Here is a 17,075-nt window from a genome sequence, read left to right as displayed (position 1 = left end):
AGGTGAGTAATTCTTATAGCCTAGCGCTCTAAATGTATTATTCATACAGATCTATAGAAGCCTTAAGTTGCCCTGCGTATTGGAATATATCATCGACACTATCAATCGGATTTTTAGTCTCTTTCTTATTTACGTCGAATAGACCAATGTATTTCTGACGACCGTTAAAGTGTAAACGACATAGGGGTTTACGGTTGTTATCGTCAAGCAAGATACCGAAGTAGCTTTGAGTATCGCGGTGTGCAACGCGAGATACCTCTACTTTTTCTCGTAGAATAGCTTTGACAACATTATAACCGTCGAGCTCTTCCTCTGTGGTGACTATCTTAGGGTTGCTACCATCAGCTTCGGAAGCGCTTTCATCCTGCTCTGGTTGTTCGTTGGGTCCTCTCGCCTCACGCTCTTCACTGCCTATGGCATACTTCAAACGAGCGTTTATGCTGTCGTTGAGGAATTGCTTCAAAGCTTTTTTCGTTATTTCAGTAAACTGTGCTTTGACCTTGGCTGTTTGCATCCCATCGTAGACCCTAGCAGTCAAAAGCTTTACAAAGTCTTCCTCTGGATCTTGGAACTGCTCTGCTAACACCTTTTTTATTTGATTGAGATACTTCAATTCACCAGCCGCATCGACCACGGAATCGACATCGAAAGAAGTCTTCGTCAGTTTTTTCAGCTCTGGGACTACATGCTCGTCGACCTCGGACATATCTAGAATCAAGAACGGTTTGTCATCCATTTTATTTGGCGCATCGAGGTCAGTGAAAAACTGATACTCACAACCGTTAGTCAATACAGCTATACGAGCATTGGTCACTGAAAAATATCGGTATAGTTGGCTAGAGTGTTTTGGTGAGAGCGCTTCATTCACTTTCTTACACTCGATTAAGATCTGAACATCCCCGTCTTTCATCAGAGCATAATCAACCTTCTCTCCCTTCTTCGTGCCTGTATCAGCAGTGAACTCAGGGATAACCTCGCTGGGGTCGAAGATATCGTATCCAAGCACATTGTGAAGAAACGGCATCACCAAAGCAGTCTTTGTCGCCTCTTCTGTTTCTATCGAGTCAGATAGCTGTCCCACCTTTTTGGACAAAGCTTGTAGTCGCTCTATAAAGTCCATTTCACTCTCCTTATATCTGCTTCAGTGTGCTTGCAGATGCAACAGCTTTAATACATGTGCTTTTTTATTAGACCATCAACATAGCAAGCATGCTGTGATTGAAAGCCCATCTGTACTCATTACAAGACAGCCAATCAGCTTAACTATTTACTCACCTACATAGCTGAGCTACAATTCGGGGAAAATTTGGTATCACACGCTCGAAGACACACGAAATAAAGCCTTTAAATCAAAAGGTTATGTGCAGCGTGCTGGATTGGGAAATAGCCTCCCGCCAGCTCCACCAAATTCGTATACGAAGACGTTCTAGAACGTTTGAAAGCCCCGCTGAGCTCCTAGTCCAGCGGGGCTTTTTGTATCTATACGTTTGAGATTGTTTTAGTATAAACGGAAAACTCTAATTGCTAATGACCAGTTTTTTGGGGAGGGTTACATGAGCTAACGTAGCTTAACTTCATGTATGTTATATCAAAATAGCGCTTGTCGGACCAAACCTGAAGATCACCGATGACATACAAATGTTTTTTGGCTCGGGTAACCGCTACGTTCAACAAATTTGGTTTTGAAGAAGCCCAAGACGCCCCACCACTGTTTCTTGTGTCACAACCAAGTACCAAAATAACGGTATCGTTCTCCTTGCCTTGGAAGGTATGAACAGTCCCCACGTTGTGTTTCAAAAAGTTATTAAAATCCTTCTCTTTCCAATTCGAGTTACTCAACAGCTCAGACTTGTTACGCCGTAGATCTTCTCTCAATTCTTTTTTTACCGCTTTAAACGGTGTTATCAGGTAGATGCTGCTTAAGTCACCATTATGCGCTGCTAATTCGAGTAAAAGAGCTTTAACATCTTCCCCCAACTCACGTTTGTACTGTTTGAGTACACAGTCTCCTTGTGAATCATTCCATCGATTGTGTCCTAAGGCTTTATGATTTCTTGGCTCAACATCTTTATTGTTTTCAGAGCCATGTATCATTCGATTGTTGTAAGCTATTTCATTAGAAATGCTAAACATTGGTTCTATACATCGACGATGTACCCACAACGGTATACCTATCCATTGGTCTTCACCGTCCATATCTATCATACAGCCATATGGGTTAACGCGGTCGGCTAACGTCTGAACTGACCACTTACAAGGGTCCCACTTCTCGGATTCCTCTTGCAACATAGATTGCATTAGATAGTCAATAAGCTCTGGTGGAGAAGTAAAAACAGGTTCGATTTGCAGAGGATCTCCAACAACCACAGCCCTCTTAGCACGAAGCAATCCACCAACCGCTGCTTGGGGTATTGCTTGCCCGGCCTCATCAATCATGAGCCAACCTAGAGATTCTGGGGGCAACTTAGAAAACATATTTCCCAATGAAGCAAAAGTCGTCGAAACCACAGGGACAAACATAAATAGTATCTGCCAAATCGCCAGAGCATTCTCGCGACTCTTCCCTAATACAACATCATTAATTTTATGTATCTGCGAGAGAAAACTATTCAGATTGCTAGCCTCTATCAACCAAGCCTCGTGAAGCAGTAACGCTGCCGCGTATACATCAGACCTCAATGCATTGATCTCTTCGTGCTGCCAGCATGCGTGCCTCTGTCTGTCATGCCCCTCAATGTCATCAGTAATTTCAGGTAAATGATACTCTTCAAACTCCTTTCTATAGGCTCCTAACTCATCTAGAAGCTTCTTCTTTTCAAGCTCTAAAGCTTGAATATCAACCTGCTGCTGTGAAATTTTCTTTGTATATGTTTTTATCTCGATTTCTTTGGCTTCAACATCACCAACAGCCGACCGGATAGCTTTTTTGACACTTTCGAACTCGCCAAGCTTTTGGGATAGTGAGGCCTTATATTGTTTATTTTTCTTAGTGTTAAAGAGCCGACTAAACCAACTAGGCGTGTTCACCTTCATCAACTCTATGGAGACTGCAATTTCTTCTTCCCTTTTTACTTCAGCATTTCTTATCGAATTAAGGGCATCTAACTCCATAGAAAGCGAATGAACGTAGTTCTCTAGCTCATTGAGAGCTAGGTTCATCCGATGTAGTTCACCATCAAATTTATGTGCATCGAAAGTATTTTTCAGGCTATCAAAATAGGCTAACTTGTCATTCAGTTCATGGAAACGAGATAACTTCTCTTTAAAATTTTTTTTAGCCGTGTTAAAAGAAGGTCCTGCATAAGTTGAGCGATATTTCCAAAAGTTCAAGAAGTCTAAAGAAGGTTCTCTAACTGCTGGTTCTTTGCCTTTTTCGTAATGATTCTTGAAGAAAAAACGATCAAGAAACTTATACCTCTTTTTGTAAGCTCCCATGACAGCTGAAATATTCCCCCAGCTCTGCTTTTTGTCGTCCAAAGGCTGTAAACGACCTTTCTTTTCATCAGCACTTACTTGATTGGCAACAGAGCGAAAAAAACCAGTATCAGCATACCTGCCAGCTACCGACTTTACTTGAGGAAGCTCCTTTGAGATATTTTCAACCGCGGCATTGTTAGAGGACGCTACGACCATTTCAAAATCAGCAAGTTCTTCAACAAGAAATCCTTCAGGACTTACCCCGTCACGAGCTTTCGAAAAGGAAGCTAATACTTTCGCTCTCTCAACAATATTTTGCGCAATTATATCCCGCAATAACGTCGTTTTACCTGTTCCTGGCGGACCATTAACTGAGATAAGACCGCCAGTATCTAGCTCTTTGAATACGGTATTTATAGCAAACTGCTGCATTAAGGACATGTTGTGCGCAGGTTCTGTCAACCACCTTCCTTCTGGCGTTTCTTTAGGGCTAAGATTCTTATGAATCAATGGCATAGAATCGTTTGTGTACAGATCGACATGCTTGTGACCGGATTGCCCCAGATAGGTTTGAAGGGGCTTGCTAGTCCTGCTAGTAGAAATTGCATTAATGGCACGTTCTATATCTCGAATGTAAAAGCTGTTCAGGATGGGTAACTGAGATTCGTCATCGCTAGGGTCATCTTCGTTATCGTCTTCAGCTTTTGCTGACTTGTTTTTATTCTCCAAAAGATTGTCTGACTTCGCCTCGTACTCATAAAAAGCCATCTGAAGCGGGTAAACCTTTGAATTATCTGAAAGCAATAACTCCTGATTGGAAATACCAGCCCATTGATAAAGCCCTTCAATCAAGTTCATTAGGCTTTTCACACAAAGAGTATGTCTTCCCTCTGAGCGAGGATGGCTTGGCAAAGTTTTATACCAGCGATCCACAAATTCATTAAGATCGTCGCACCGACTCTCAAATCGTTCCTGAGATATCGACCCAGCCCTTCCCCCGAGTAACTCGGCTAAAGCCCATGGTAGTGTACTTACCGAAAAGGTATCGAGTCGGGGAGAACCAAACTCATCCAACATCAATTTGGCAAAGCAAGATGCCCCTTCATTGTCTCTTCTTTGCTCTACCTCTTCAGAGAAGCAGTCCTCCTGGCGGTTGGTAGAAAAATACTCTGAAACTTTTTTATCTATCGCCGATTTATCGAACAACCCTAGATATAGGGTATAAACACACCTTTTTCCCGGAGTGAGGCCGAGCTTGTCACGAGCGGCGGGATTTAACCACGGAAGTAAGTAATTACCGTACGACTGCAGTTCGTGACCAGCCACGTTTACTGGAGCAATTTTACTGTCGTCTTTGTCTGGTACTGTGTAGGCTTGAAAAAACTCTACTAAATGCCAGGACTTCAATACATTAACTAAGCTTTTTTTTCTATTCTCCACTAACCAAAACCTACACTACCATCAAACATCATTAATTTACGATGATATACAGCCTGGTTGCATAAGGCGATAGAGAATGTAAGAAGAATGATAGAGTGTGACGACTCCCTCTGAAAAAAAGCGGCACGAAGTCACCTTCCAGCTAAACACTCATCTATTTCACTTTCAACCCAATGGTAAACCTTACGAAAGTCAAGCCGGGAGAAATTAGCAAACACATGAACTTATATCACGAGCTCAAGTTACGCCAGCCCACCAATCGATTGGAAAGGACAAGTCACTGACTTCTCGCCCTTTTTGACATGTCATAGGCAGCCTACCCCCCACTCAAAGCGCAAGCTGGAGAACCTGTTTTGGATTTCTTCCATAAATCGCTTCGTGTTTGGCAATCCCCAGTTGCGAGCTACATAATATTCCTGCCCTTGATAAGTAAATTCAGGTTCGAGATGAGTACGATACTTCTTATATTTATCTTCAGTAGCTTTGATCTCTTCGCGCTTTTTCAAAAGCTGGAAAGAGCAGGTTTTGTTGTGACGTAGGAATTGAAAAGCGTCTTCGTCAATCAGGTTATTTTGGGCGAGAGCTAAGACTGTAAACAAACCAACATCCGACTTTTTAAAGTCTTTCTCAAACAACTCACCACCAACGAACAGGCTTAGCACTGACCTATCTTTACTACCACTGCGCGCCGCCCTCTCTTCACGCTTTTTATGGCGAACTTCAATTTGATAGTCTAGGGCCTCAGGCAGAGGAATTATTTGCTCAACGTTAAGCAACAACCTTTCTCCCAAACGAAGGGGATTAAGGCGGACACAGGTAATATCCAGCCCCATATCGTTAAGCCATAAGACAGAGGTAGTGATCTCTTTTGAAAAGTTTCTAGCAGCAAGCACGATGCGTACTTCTTTACCAAAATCATCCTCTTGCGGGGAATCCCAACCGAGAAAGTCAAGCAATGAGCTTTGAGCATCCAAATCCTGCTCAGTCTGGGTAAGAAAGTCGCCATAGGCACTGACCGCTTGCTCCCAAGTTAAGTTTGCAACCATGGCAGCATAGCGGATTGCTTGAAGCTCCATATGTCCGCCATCATCATCGCGCTTTAACTCGATAACAACGAGATTGGCATTTTTGTCGATACCAAGAAGATCAATACGTCGGTTAGAATCCACGAAGTGACCATACTCTTCGGCTATAACCAACGTTTCTTCGCTGATAGCGGCAATATTAGTTCTTAATAGCCGCTGAATGTCTTGCCTTTCCTTGAGTTGTTCTACCTCAAATGAAGTTGTTTCAACAGAAACTAGCTCATCATTCGATAGTTGATAGATAGCCACTATTTAACGCCACTCAACATATCAAAAATCACCCGCGCAAATTGTTTGGTTTTGTTCGGATCAGACAACAACTGCATCATCTGCTCTTGGTGGGCTTCATTGCTATTCAAGATCGCATCATCAATCGCACGTGGGAAGTCACCCAGCATGGCTTGCTCGCGAGTGTTGTTGGCGATTTGGCTCATCACCGTTTCGTTTTCTGTGAGCTTGTCACGCACCGTAAAGGCATAGTTGATCATGTCTTTGTCGGTCAGGTTGTCAGTGAGAAATACTTCGTTCAATCGCTCAATGATGTGAGACAAAAACTCTTCTTTCTTGTCTTTTGGCTTAGCTGTACCTACATCGTTACTTGGGTGCAACTTATACTCAGGCGTATTCTCTTGAAGCTGAATGTCCTGCTGACGGATTTTTGATAAGCGATAGTGGCTCATCACCACACCACCAAGATCTAGTTCATCCTCTTCAATCACCTTCTCGCGCAGCATTGGACGCAAGTGACGTGCATACAGGCTCAGCTTCTCTAGCTCTTTATCGTCGTAATCGACAATCTGGGACATAAACTCATAAAAGCGTACGAAGCTGCCTAAGTCTTTCTTAAAGATCTCAAGGCGGTCTTTCTCCTGCTTGCTCTCTTTGAAGGCATTTTCCGCATTAGCGATTAATACCGCATCGCCGGTTTTCTTGGTGCGTTCAAACACATTTTTGGCGTGAATGTACTCATCTACCGCAGAAGTATAGCGCTTACGCCAACGGTCTATCGCAGGCTTACAGATATTACTGATCGCCGCATTAGACTTGTTTTTGGTAAAGAAGGCATCAATAAACTGCTCGACCTCCGACCAAAGGAAGATACCGCTAGCGCGTAGCTTCTCTGATAGGTCGAATATTTTGTCAGGATCAGTGACATCCTCAAGCTCTGCCACTTGGTAATAAGGCTGGAAAGCATCCAAAATATCTTGCGGTTCGTTGTAGAAATCAAGCACAAACGTACCGCACTCTGCTTTGCCCGGATAGATTCGGTTGAGGCGAGAAAGCGTCTGCACACACTCAACGCCAGCCAGCTTTTTATCGACATACATGGCGCAGAGCTTCGGTTGGTCAAAGCCCGTTTGAAATTTATTGGCAACCAGCATCACTTGATAATCATCAGTGTTAAAGGCTTTGCGCATCTCACGCCCTTTAAGGTCAGGGTTCATGCTGTGCTCAGTAAATTTCTGGTCCATAAATGCGGTGCTGTCTGGATCGGAAGCGTTAAACTCGACTTCGCCAGAGAAAGCGACCATGGCGCGAATGCCCGCGTAACCATGCTCTGAAACGTACTTATCAAACGCCAGTTTGTAGCGCACCGCTTCTTTACGTGAACTGGTGACCACCATGGCCTTAGCTTGACCACCTAACAAGCCCATCACGTTCTTTTTGAAGTGCTCTATGATCACTTTCACTTTCTGTGAAATATTGTGGTCATGCAGGCGTACCCAGTTGTTGAGCTTCACCTTGGCTTTGCCGGCATCCACTTCTTTATCTTCCGCTTCCAGCTTTTGCTTGAGCTGATAGACCACCTTGTAGTTGGTGTAGTTTTTCAGCACATCAAGGATAAAGCCTTCTTCAATCGCCTGACGCATCGAATAAATGTGGTAAGCCACCGGCAAGTTGCGTTTAGATGCTGGCTGCTCTGGGTCAGGCCTGCGACCAAACAACTCCAGCGTCTTTGGCTTTGGTGTGGCGGTAAAGGCGTAATAACTCAGGTTGGCACTGCCTCGACGCGCCGCAACAGTGGCATCGAGAATATCTTCAGACGATAATTCGGTGTCATCATCGACTTCATCCGTCATCAACACTTCTTTAAGTTGACGAGCGGTTGCGCCTGTTTGTGACGAATGCGCTTCATCGGCAATGATGGCATAACGACGCGCTTTCAATGACGTTGAATTCTCAATCGCCTTTAACACATGCGGGAAGGTTTGAATGGTCACGATGATGATTGGTTGAGAAGTTTCCAATGCCGAAGCCAACTTCTCTGATTTCGAGCCATCGCCCTCTTTACGGTTGATGCGCCCTACCACGCCATCAGCATGTTCAAACTGGTAGATGGTGTCTTGTAGTTGGTCATCCAGAACGGTGCGGTCAGTGACCACAATCACCGAATCAAACTGCTTGTTACCCTTGGCATCATGCAAGGTCGAGAGTTGGTGCGCTGTCCATGCAATCGAGTTGGACTTGCCCGACCCTGCACTGTGCTGGATCAGGTATTTGTTACCTGTGCCTTCTTCAATCGCAGCATTGACCAGCTTGGTGACCACATCCCACTGGTGGTAACGCGGGAAGATCAGGGTTTCTTTCTTGGTTTTGCGCCCTTCCCAATCTTCCTTTTCTTCTAGTTGAAGGTGGATAAAGCGCCCGATGATATTGAGCAGGTTATCTGGGGTTAATACCTCATTCCACAGGTAGTCGGTGGCATAGCGGTTTTCATCTTCAGGAATATCATTGCCCTTACCGCCGTCATGCGTCCCTTTGTTAAACGGCAAGAAGAAGGTATCGGTACCCGCGAGTTTGGTTGCCATGTAGACTTCATACTGGCTTACCGCAAAGTGCACTAAGGCACCGCGTTTAAAGCTTAAAAGCGGCTCTGGCTTTTTGGTGGCTGGGTCTTTCGGTAAACGGGTTAGCTTGTACTGCGCAATGGCGTTTTCGACCGCTTGTTTGAATTCAGATTTCAGCTCAAGGGTAGAAACGGACAAACCATTAACGAACAACACCAAGTCAATGCGCCATTTCTTGGCTTGCTTGCCTGTCGCTTCAAATTCCGCTTGCGTGGCATACGGGCTGTAAACCAGTTCTGGCACAATACGGCAAATGTTTTGCTGATAACGCGCTAAGGTTTCAGGGTTGAGGTTATGCTCGGGCTTAAACTGACACAATTCAAAACGGGCATTGCGGATTTTCAAACCATGACGTAACACGCCCAAGGTACCAAAAGTGCGTGAAGCACGGTCGGTGGCGTTCTCATCAGCTTTTTTTAGCTGCGTCACCAAGGCATCAAGGAAGTGACGCTCTGAATCGGTTGGGAAAACTTTGCAGAACTTCTCCCACTCTTTCGGCTGGGTCTGTTTGATAAAGGTCAGCACATCCGCTTCATAGAGTGCTGATTCGCGGTTGTAGCCCTCTCCCGTGCCCTGCACCCAGCCATTGGCCACCATCTGGCGGATGATGTCGTCCTGAAATATCCGTTCTTGTGTGGTGTCTTTCATAACCATTCTCTTATTCTACTTAGGCGGTTTGTTCCAACGCTTGCTGTTGAGATGTTGGTGCTTGCCAGTTGCGCACGTCAATCTTGCCAGTAACTGCGGCTGAGATTAGGGCGGTGCGGCGTTCTTGCATTAACGCGATAGCCTCTTTGCATCTTTTCTCAATCGAATCATATTGATTAAGTAATCCATCCAGATATTGGACAATCTCACGTTGTTCATCGCACGTAGGGAAAACCGCCTTAACTGCACCAATTCGATCCACATTCAAGTTTGCTTGCGTGCTTTGCGTCGATGTCTGCTCTAGCGCTGGCAGTGCTGCCATAAAGCTATATCGAAGAAACTCGATATCAAGGTCGGCATAGGGCTTAAAACCAACAACACTATCAGGCGCATAAGCCTCAAAACCCAGTATTGCGGTATCACCAATATTTGCAGCAATAGCCATCACCAAGGTGCCAGAAGGGAACAACTGGCTAACTTCTTTACCTTTCTCGTTCAGCGTTTGGCTATAGGTAGTGATCATTTTGCCAGCTCTAGCAACATCGCCTGTTTGAATAAAAGGATAATCACCATCATAAAAGGCAGGATCATTGCGAGGACGATGCCCAAATTTTCCACGATATATCCTACAGGCATAACGATAGCTTTTAGTCACCCAATGCTCAGGCACTTCCCCTAACCACTCAACACCAGAATCCTTCATTGGTGCTTGTGGGTTCAACCCTTTGGTCACCGCATGGCTGATCACCGCTTGGCGCTTTTCTTTCAGCAGTTTAATCAGTTGCTGCTGCTTTTCGATCAAGGTATCGATTTTGGCGGTTTCGTGATCGAGAAAGTTGGCGATTTGGGTTTGTTCGAGAATAGGTGGTAACGCTAAGTTGAGATTTCCTACCTCTTCCGCAGATACTGCCTCAAATGTACTTCCTGTTGCTATTGCATCAAATTGATATTTATATGATGGCAATACCCACCAAAGAAAAGATTGCGATATCGCATTGGTTCCTCTAATACTGCAAAGTCCCCTACCTATACCAAAATCCTTATTGGCGAAATTCAGTGACCCTACTGGAGCACGAACGGAAAACAGCAAATCTCCTGCCTTAGCCACTTTTTTGGGAATAGGGCAGAATTGCTTTTCTGTCGGAGATTTAACACCAAACTCAGCGTTACCTTGTAAGAAAGGAACACCAATACCATCAATATTGCAATCGTCCGAACTTGGCGATTGACCCATGTTGATACTTGCGACATGTTTAAGTGGTGTTGTACTCCAACCTATCGGAATCTCGCTCAGCCACTCTGCGTTTATTGGTTCGTATTTTGGATACGCCTGATACTTACTCATCTTCCCCACCCCAAAAAATATGTGTACGCCAATCTTCAGGGAATCCCATCGGTGCGAGAGGCACATTTGGGTACATTACGGTTACTAAAGCTTTGACTTTGTTATGCCACTGGCTATCTGGGCTAATTTGCCGCATCAAATGCGCCAGCATCAACATCACCATATAGATACGACGGCTAGGTTGCACCTTGCTTGGCTCTAATCGATGCGGAAGCTGCCAGTGCTCGCCATGAGGCACTTTGGGCGGTATAGAAAGTTCACGGTTCCACAGACGACTATGGTGCGCGCAACAGTTACGAACAAAGTTAAGGGTACGCAGCCAACTCTCAAACACTTCTTGAGGTACATCAAAACGTTTGGCGATGCCTTTACGATCAGCATCTTTCGCTAGCCCTTCATAGAGGTGTGATATGGTGCCGAAGGTCAACTCTTCGACCATTGCCCAGCTTGGCATCAAGCGTGGATGTTGATAGTTGTGCTGATAAAAGCGTGGGTAGCGCTCACGCACTCTTTTCTCAATCCTGTTTGCTTTTTCTTCTTTGCTTTGTCTGCTGCGGTTAATCTTATTGATGTCTTTTTGCAAATCGCTGGTGTCACGACTTTGGCATCGTTCGACCTCACTCAACATCCGCTTATGGTTGTAATCACGCTTAAACAGAGATTCGTTCAAGTACCAATGTGAGCCGCTATGCGGTTCTTCGGTTTGGTATTTCGTCCCCATATGGTTATTAAATGTTGCGCGTACAGCGACTTCAACGCGCTCAATCGCATCCATGATAAGTAAGCGCAATTCACGATCAAAAGCATACAATTCAACCACTGATTTAAACTCTGCATCAGCTTTAAACTGGTGAGTCTGATCATTCGGTACTTGGAAAGGGCGCATGTAGCTAGAAAGACGAAAGAAGCTAATCACCTCAAGGTAACGCTTGGCGCGTTCTGGATCGCGAATTGTTAGACCACGCTCTTGCAACAAAGCGATTTGTTCATCTAATGCTTTAGCGGTTTTGGTAAAGGTTGCCATCAGTTCGCCTCCATGAGTGGTGCGAAACAAATAGCCAGTTGAGGAAAATTATAGGCAGAAAAAAGCCCACTCAATTTGAGCTTGCAGTGCATAGGCTTGGTGGGCGTGTTAGTAACATTATCGACCACACCGTCATTTTTAGTCAAGTAAAATTGTTGACAAAACCGTTTAGCAACACGAAATGAAGCAATTAGACGATACATATGGATCACGAATGCACCTCTTGCAGTAACTTCATAATATCTGCACTGACCGCATCCAACTCAGCATCAATGGCTTCCAGTGCACGTGGTGGTTGGTAAACATAGAAATGGCGGTTGAATGGGATCTCATAACCCACCACACCAATCTCATTGTCTTTTTCATCACGCTTATCCGCGTTGATCCACGCATCGGCAACGTGTGGTTGCACCTCGCGTGCAAAGTATCTCTCAATCAAGCGAATGGTGGTGACACTTGGGTCAAGCGGTACATTCTCGTTATCACGCAGTTCGCCATCTTGTTGGAACTCAACCACTTTGCCTTTGTAATCAAATGCACCGTATAGCGGCTGTGCCTCTTCTTTCAGCACTTTTTTGATCACAGGTTCGGCATCTTGGTTCTTCCACGTTACCGCATCAATAAATTGCTTCTTCTGCTTGGCATCGAACTTGATGCCTGTAGCCTTGAACGCGCCTTTTAGCGTCAGTTCAAACTGGTTGAAATCGTCGGATTGCTGCGATTTTCCACCAAGACTGTCACCCACAGCAATTTGCAGGGCTTTTGCCGCATCCATCAGGGCTTTTTGATTGAGCCACAGCTTGCTATCCAGCACGTCTTTGATTTGCTTTTCTTTCAGCTCTGGGAAGTCGGCTTTGATCAAGACGCGAACTTCCTTTTCCACGTCAATCAATGAGCCGTAGGTGTCTTCCGTCCACTCAGTGCCAAATTGCTCAAAGACCGCCTGCATGACGGCATTAAACGGCTTAGGTGCAAAGCGCAATGATTCTACTGCTTCATCGGTGATTTGTGCGGAGAGACGCAATGGACGCTCGATGGTGAGGCGACGATAGCCAAACTCATGCGTATTAAAGATTTTGCTGGCGAAGTGTTTTTTATTGTCCGTCACACCATCTTGGGTCAATGTATCAATTTCTTCAAAGTCACCAAAGTTTTTGGTGATGGTGCGAATTTCGTCATCCGTTAAATAGTGACGCTTAGATCCTAATGATTTACGCATTTTCGTGCTGAGGTTAGCCGCGTTGATAAGCTGCACCTTGCCTTTACGCTCTGGGTCTTTCTTGTTAGTCAGTACCCAAACATAGGTCGCAATGCCGGTGTTGTAGAACATGTCGGTTGGCAGCGCGACAATCGCTTCAAGTAGATCCGCTTCAAGGATGTAGCGGCGTATTTCACTCTCACCGCTACCCGCGCCACCGGTAAAGAGTGGTGAACCATTGAGGATAATGCCGATACGACCACCATCGGTAACTTGGTTGTCCGTAGTCTTCTTGTCACGCATTTTGCTGATAAGGTGCATCAAGAACAGCAGCGAACCATCAGACACACGCGGTAAGCCTGCGCCAAAGCGCCCATCAAAGCCTTTTTGCTGGTGCTCATCTTTGATGTCACTTTCAATTTTTTTCCAATCCACTCCAAACGGCGGGTTGGACAACATATAATCAAATTTGTCGGCAGGCAGTTGATCATTGGATAAGGTATTACCTAGCTTGATTCGGTCAACGTCTTGCCCTTTGATCAGCATATCGGCTTTACAAATCGCGTAGGATTCTGGGTTTAGCTCTTGACCAAACGCGCGCATCACCGCGTTAGGGTTCATCTCCGCCACATACTCCATGCCTGAAGACAAGAAACCGCCCGTACCGGCGGTTGGATCGTAAATGGTACGAATAATCCCATCTTGGCTGAGCGCCTGATCATCGGCCATAAAGACCAACGAGGTGGTCAGGCGCACGATATCACGCGGCGTAAAGTGCTCACCCGCCGTTTCATTCGAGCTCTCCGCAAAACGGCGGATCAACTCTTCAAACACCAAGCCCATCTCATAGTTTGAGATTTTCCTTGGGCTAAGGTCGGTGGTGGCGAATGTCTTCACCACTTTGTAAAGCAGGTTGGCATCTTCCAGCAGCCCGACAAATTCATCAAACTTGAAGTGCTCGAAGATCTCCCGCGCATCTTTTGAGAATGACTGCACGTATTTATCAAGGTTCGCCTTGATGTTGCTTTGTCCCATCTTGCCAAGGTTCATTGGCGAGGTATTAAAGAATGACAAACCATCAGGCTGAGCTGGCGATTTTGTTGCACGCAGCAAGAACTTTTCCTGCGCATCCTCTGGCAGGCTCATCGCTTTGATGCGCTCATATTCGGCAACCACGGCATCTTTGCTTGGCTCAAGCACACACTCAAGACGACGAAGCAGGGTAAATGGCAGGATCACACGGCCGTATTGAGATTGTTTGAAGTCACCGCGAAGCAGGTCAGCCACCGACCAAATGAAGGCAGCGGTTTGGGAGAAGTTGTTGTTGGTCATAAGTTCTTATAATCAAACTGACGAAAATTGGGGAGATTGTACCTTACGGCTCTTGTGGTGACAGCGACCTCTAACAAAAAAGCGCCCTTTCGGACGCTTGAATCAAATAACCAAATATAAATCGATACTGAATCCAACCAGCTTTTATATGGAGGGGTTGCATCTAATATCTGTTTAACCCCCACAATAACCGCACACAATGAAGCAAAGAGCAGGTCAAAAAGCGTTCGCAATCTCGCCCTGGGTCGCCACATTGTATGCCAGTGAGCTACATACCTGTGATACAAGCTGGGAAAGTAGCACATCGTTACTCTCAAGCGAGCAAGTCATGACTAAAACGCATACAGGCAATGCTTAAGTTTCATTTAGTTCATAGATGTGTCAGCGTTAGACTGAGAGCCATTCCACCATTGCTATCGTCTAGGAGACTGATATGTTTAATGCGCTCGTTCTTAAGCAAGAAAACAAGCAAACCCTTCCATCTCTCGAGCAACTTGATGAGTCTCAACTCCCTGATGGTGACGTACTCGTTGCTGTCGATTATTCATCCCTTAACTATAAAGATGGCTTGGCTATCACTGGCAAAGGGAAAATTGTTCGCGAATTTCCTATGGTACCAGGCATTGATCTTGCTGGTCAGGTAATCCACTCTGAAGACAGCCGCTACCAAGAAGGCGACCATGTCGTTCTGACAGGATGGGGGGTCGGTGAAACCCATTGGGGCGGAATGGCTCAAAAAGCGCGTTTAAAAGCCGATTGGCTTGTTCCTTTGCCCGATGCACTGACACCTAAGCAAGCCATGATGGTAGGTACCGCTGGCTTAACCGCCATGCTCTGTGTTCAGGCCTTACTCGATGCCAATATCAAACCAGAAGATGGACCGATATTGGTTACAGGAGCCAGTGGTGGTGTGGGATCGGTCGCGATCACCTTATTAGCTCAACTCGGCTACCAAGTCGGCGCAGTCACAGGCCGAGCTGACGAGAACCAACCGTTCCTCACAGCATTAGGCGCCTCAGAGATTATTGAACGCAGTACGATGGAAACACCGGCAAAACCATTAGAAAAACAATGCTGGGCAGGCGCTATTGATACCGTAGGCAGCAAAGTCTTGGCTAAAACACTCAGCCAAGTCAAATATGGCGGTACTGTGGCTGCCTGTGGCTTAGCCGGTGGGTTTGACCTTCCTACCAGCGTCATGCCGTTCATTCTTCGTAATGTACGCCTACAAGGCATTGACTCCGTCAGCTGCCCAAGAAAAAAGCGCATCGCCGCGTGGCAAGCATTGGTAAACCACTTGCCTGAGAGCTACTTTGAGCAAGCGTGCCATGAGATCAATTTAAGTGAGGCTCCTGAATTTGCAGAAAAAATTATTAGAGGACAAATCTCTGGTCGCACCGTGATAAAGCTTTAATAGTCTGAGTACTCGCAAGTAAGGCTCATTAGAGCCTTACTTGGTCTAACTGTATGTCTTCGACTCGCTTCGCTATCAACTTCCCGCACTCCTCTTTCACCACACTTCGTAGCCACTCATGTTCAGGTGAATATTCACAGCGTGGATGCCAAATCATCGAGTAGTCAAAGGGGGTAAAATGAAATGGTAGCGACTTTACCACCAGTTGATGACGCTCCGCGACGAGATAAGCCAGGTCAGCTGGCACGGTAATAATTAAAGGCATCGTGTCGATAATCGCGAGTGCTGCCTCTAAGTGGTAAGCTCGGAGCACCATTCTTCGTTTCGGTTTATCAGCTAGCGCGCTTTCAATCAGTGCTTTCACCCCATCACTGATGGCAATCATCGCATGGGGGAATCGCAAATAGTCATCCAGCGTCATGGACTTTCCTGCCAGTGGATGCTGCTGTGAGACCAAGCATTGTACCCCAACCCGCCCAAGCGTCTCATGATGAAGGGGATCAAGCGGGTTACTCGGCCGACAAATAGCCAAATCCGCTCGGCCGTATGTCAATTGCTCTTTTAACTGTTCGTTCTGCAACGGTTGAAAATCAAATGCCACTTGAGGGGCTTCCTGATAGATACGCGGCAGCGCAAATGGCAAGATTGTTTGCATCGCATAGTCAGTTGTCGCGATGGTAAAGGTATGATCACACGTGCCGGGGTTAAAATCACTCGGTGCTAACATTTGCTGTAACGATGCGAGCGGTTCATCCAGAGCACGATTGACTGACAACGCTTTTTCTGTCGGGATAAGCGACTGCCCCTGACGACTAAACAATGGGTCAGCTAACAAATCACGCAACCGTCCTAACACGCGACTCATTGCCGATTGGCTCAAGTTTAAGCGCATTGCCGCACGACTCACACTACGCTCCTCGACTAAAATGCGCAGTGCAACCAGCAGGTTTAAGTCTCGCCGATAGATCTCTTCTACTTCCATAGCCACACTTACATGACAATCCAATATGAATAGTCTCTCCAATACACCACAAAACACACCCTCTTGGTATGCGTTGGGTTAACAAACGCTCGGAGAGTACACAAAATTATCATCTTACTCTTCAGCCTGCTTCCACTATGGCCTGATTAATCGCTGGATAATTATGCTTTCCATTTTTATATAACTCCTAATTATAAAGAGAACCTTCTACTCTCTTTACTGCTATAAATGAATAAAAATTCACAAACGATGCTTATCACTACTAAAAAGAGCACTTATCGAGTAATCGATTACTAAAAATTCAATCACATAGAGGTTAGTACTTTTTTTATCCCTTATAT

Annotated in this window: 9 protein-coding genes; 1 reads left to right on the top strand and 8 read right to left on the bottom strand. The window is 45.5% G+C overall.

What is annotated here, in order from left to right; all coding sequences use genetic code 11:
• Positions 1–37 precede the first annotated feature (37 nt).
• From BZG73_RS11545 to BZG73_RS11510, 7 genes are all read right to left on the bottom strand, one after another.
• Positions 38–1,120, bottom strand: coding sequence for a type I restriction endonuclease (locus BZG73_RS11545; protein WP_077668365.1), 1,083 nt, complete (start codon positions 1,118–1,120; stop codon positions 38–40).
• Positions 1,121–1,524: 404 nt separating this feature from the next.
• Positions 1,525–4,857, bottom strand: coding sequence for a DEAD/DEAH box helicase (locus tag BZG73_RS11540; protein ID WP_077639190.1), 3,333 nt, complete (start codon positions 4,855–4,857; stop codon positions 1,525–1,527).
• A 305-nt stretch (positions 4,858–5,162) separates the two neighbouring features.
• A complete protein-coding gene (locus BZG73_RS11535) occupies positions 5,163–6,191 on the bottom strand; it encodes a PDDEXK family nuclease (protein WP_077639191.1) in 1,029 nt (342 codons plus the stop codon).
• Positions 6,191–9,439, bottom strand: a complete 3,249-nt coding sequence (locus BZG73_RS11530; RefSeq protein ID WP_077668364.1) for a type I restriction endonuclease subunit R — start codon at positions 9,437–9,439, stop codon at positions 6,191–6,193. Before BZG73_RS11530 ends, BZG73_RS11535 begins: the two co-directional genes overlap by 1 nt.
• Before the next feature lie 19 nt (positions 9,440–9,458).
• Positions 9,459–10,784 carry a restriction endonuclease subunit S gene (locus BZG73_RS11525; RefSeq protein ID WP_077668363.1) on the bottom strand — a complete coding sequence of 442 codons (1,326 nt, stop codon included), beginning with the start codon at positions 10,782–10,784 and terminating at the stop codon, positions 9,459–9,461.
• Complete coding sequence (locus tag BZG73_RS11520) at positions 10,777–11,808, bottom strand: Abi family protein (protein WP_077639194.1); 1,032 nt, start codon at positions 11,806–11,808, stop codon at positions 10,777–10,779. The genes BZG73_RS11525 and BZG73_RS11520 overlap by 8 nt, the downstream gene beginning before the upstream one ends.
• A gap of 208 nt (positions 11,809–12,016) precedes the next feature.
• The gene (locus tag BZG73_RS11510; protein ID WP_077639196.1) at positions 12,017–14,338 is read right to left on the bottom strand and encodes a type I restriction-modification system subunit M; all 2,322 of its coding nucleotides are present in this window, start codon (positions 14,336–14,338) and stop codon (positions 12,017–12,019) included.
• A 433-nt stretch (positions 14,339–14,771) separates the two neighbouring features.
• Between BZG73_RS11510 and acuI the strand changes: the two genes are divergently transcribed.
• Positions 14,772–15,752, top strand: coding sequence for an acrylyl-CoA reductase (NADPH) (gene acuI, locus BZG73_RS11505; RefSeq protein ID WP_077639197.1), 981 nt, complete (start codon positions 14,772–14,774; stop codon positions 15,750–15,752).
• Positions 15,753–15,780: 28 nt separating this feature from the next.
• Here the strand turns inward: acuI and BZG73_RS11500 are convergent, their stop codons facing one another.
• A complete protein-coding gene (locus tag BZG73_RS11500) occupies positions 15,781–16,734 on the bottom strand; it encodes a LysR family transcriptional regulator (protein ID WP_077578338.1) in 954 nt (317 codons plus the stop codon).
• Between the last annotated feature and the right edge of the window lie 341 nt (positions 16,735–17,075).

The organism is Salinivibrio siamensis (genome assembly GCF_001996005.1).
Classification (GTDB): Bacteria; Pseudomonadota; Gammaproteobacteria; order Enterobacterales; family Vibrionaceae; genus Salinivibrio; species Salinivibrio siamensis.
This window is presented reverse-complemented; position numbering and strand designations above follow the sequence as displayed.

Excerpts from the sequence above, each read along its gene's own strand:
- BZG73_RS11510 (WP_077639196.1), bottom strand. The coding sequence starts at position 14,338 with ATGACCAACAACAACTTCTCCCAAACCGCTGCCTTCATTTGGTCGGTG.
- BZG73_RS11530 (WP_077668364.1), bottom strand. The coding sequence starts at position 9,439 with ATGAAAGACACCACACAAGAACGGATATTTCAGGACGACATCATCCGC.
- BZG73_RS11500 (WP_077578338.1), bottom strand. The coding sequence starts at position 16,734 with ATGGAAGTAGAAGAGATCTATCGGCGAGACTTAAACCTGCTGGTTGCA.
- acuI (WP_077639197.1), top strand. The coding sequence starts at position 14,772 with ATGTTTAATGCGCTCGTTCTTAAGCAAGAAAACAAGCAAACCCTTCCA.
- BZG73_RS11545 (WP_077668365.1), bottom strand. The coding sequence starts at position 1,120 with ATGGACTTTATAGAGCGACTACAAGCTTTGTCCAAAAAGGTGGGACAG.
- BZG73_RS11525 (WP_077668363.1), bottom strand. The coding sequence starts at position 10,784 with ATGAGTAAGTATCAGGCGTATCCAAAATACGAACCAATAAACGCAGAG.
- BZG73_RS11520 (WP_077639194.1), bottom strand. The coding sequence starts at position 11,808 with ATGGCAACCTTTACCAAAACCGCTAAAGCATTAGATGAACAAATCGCT.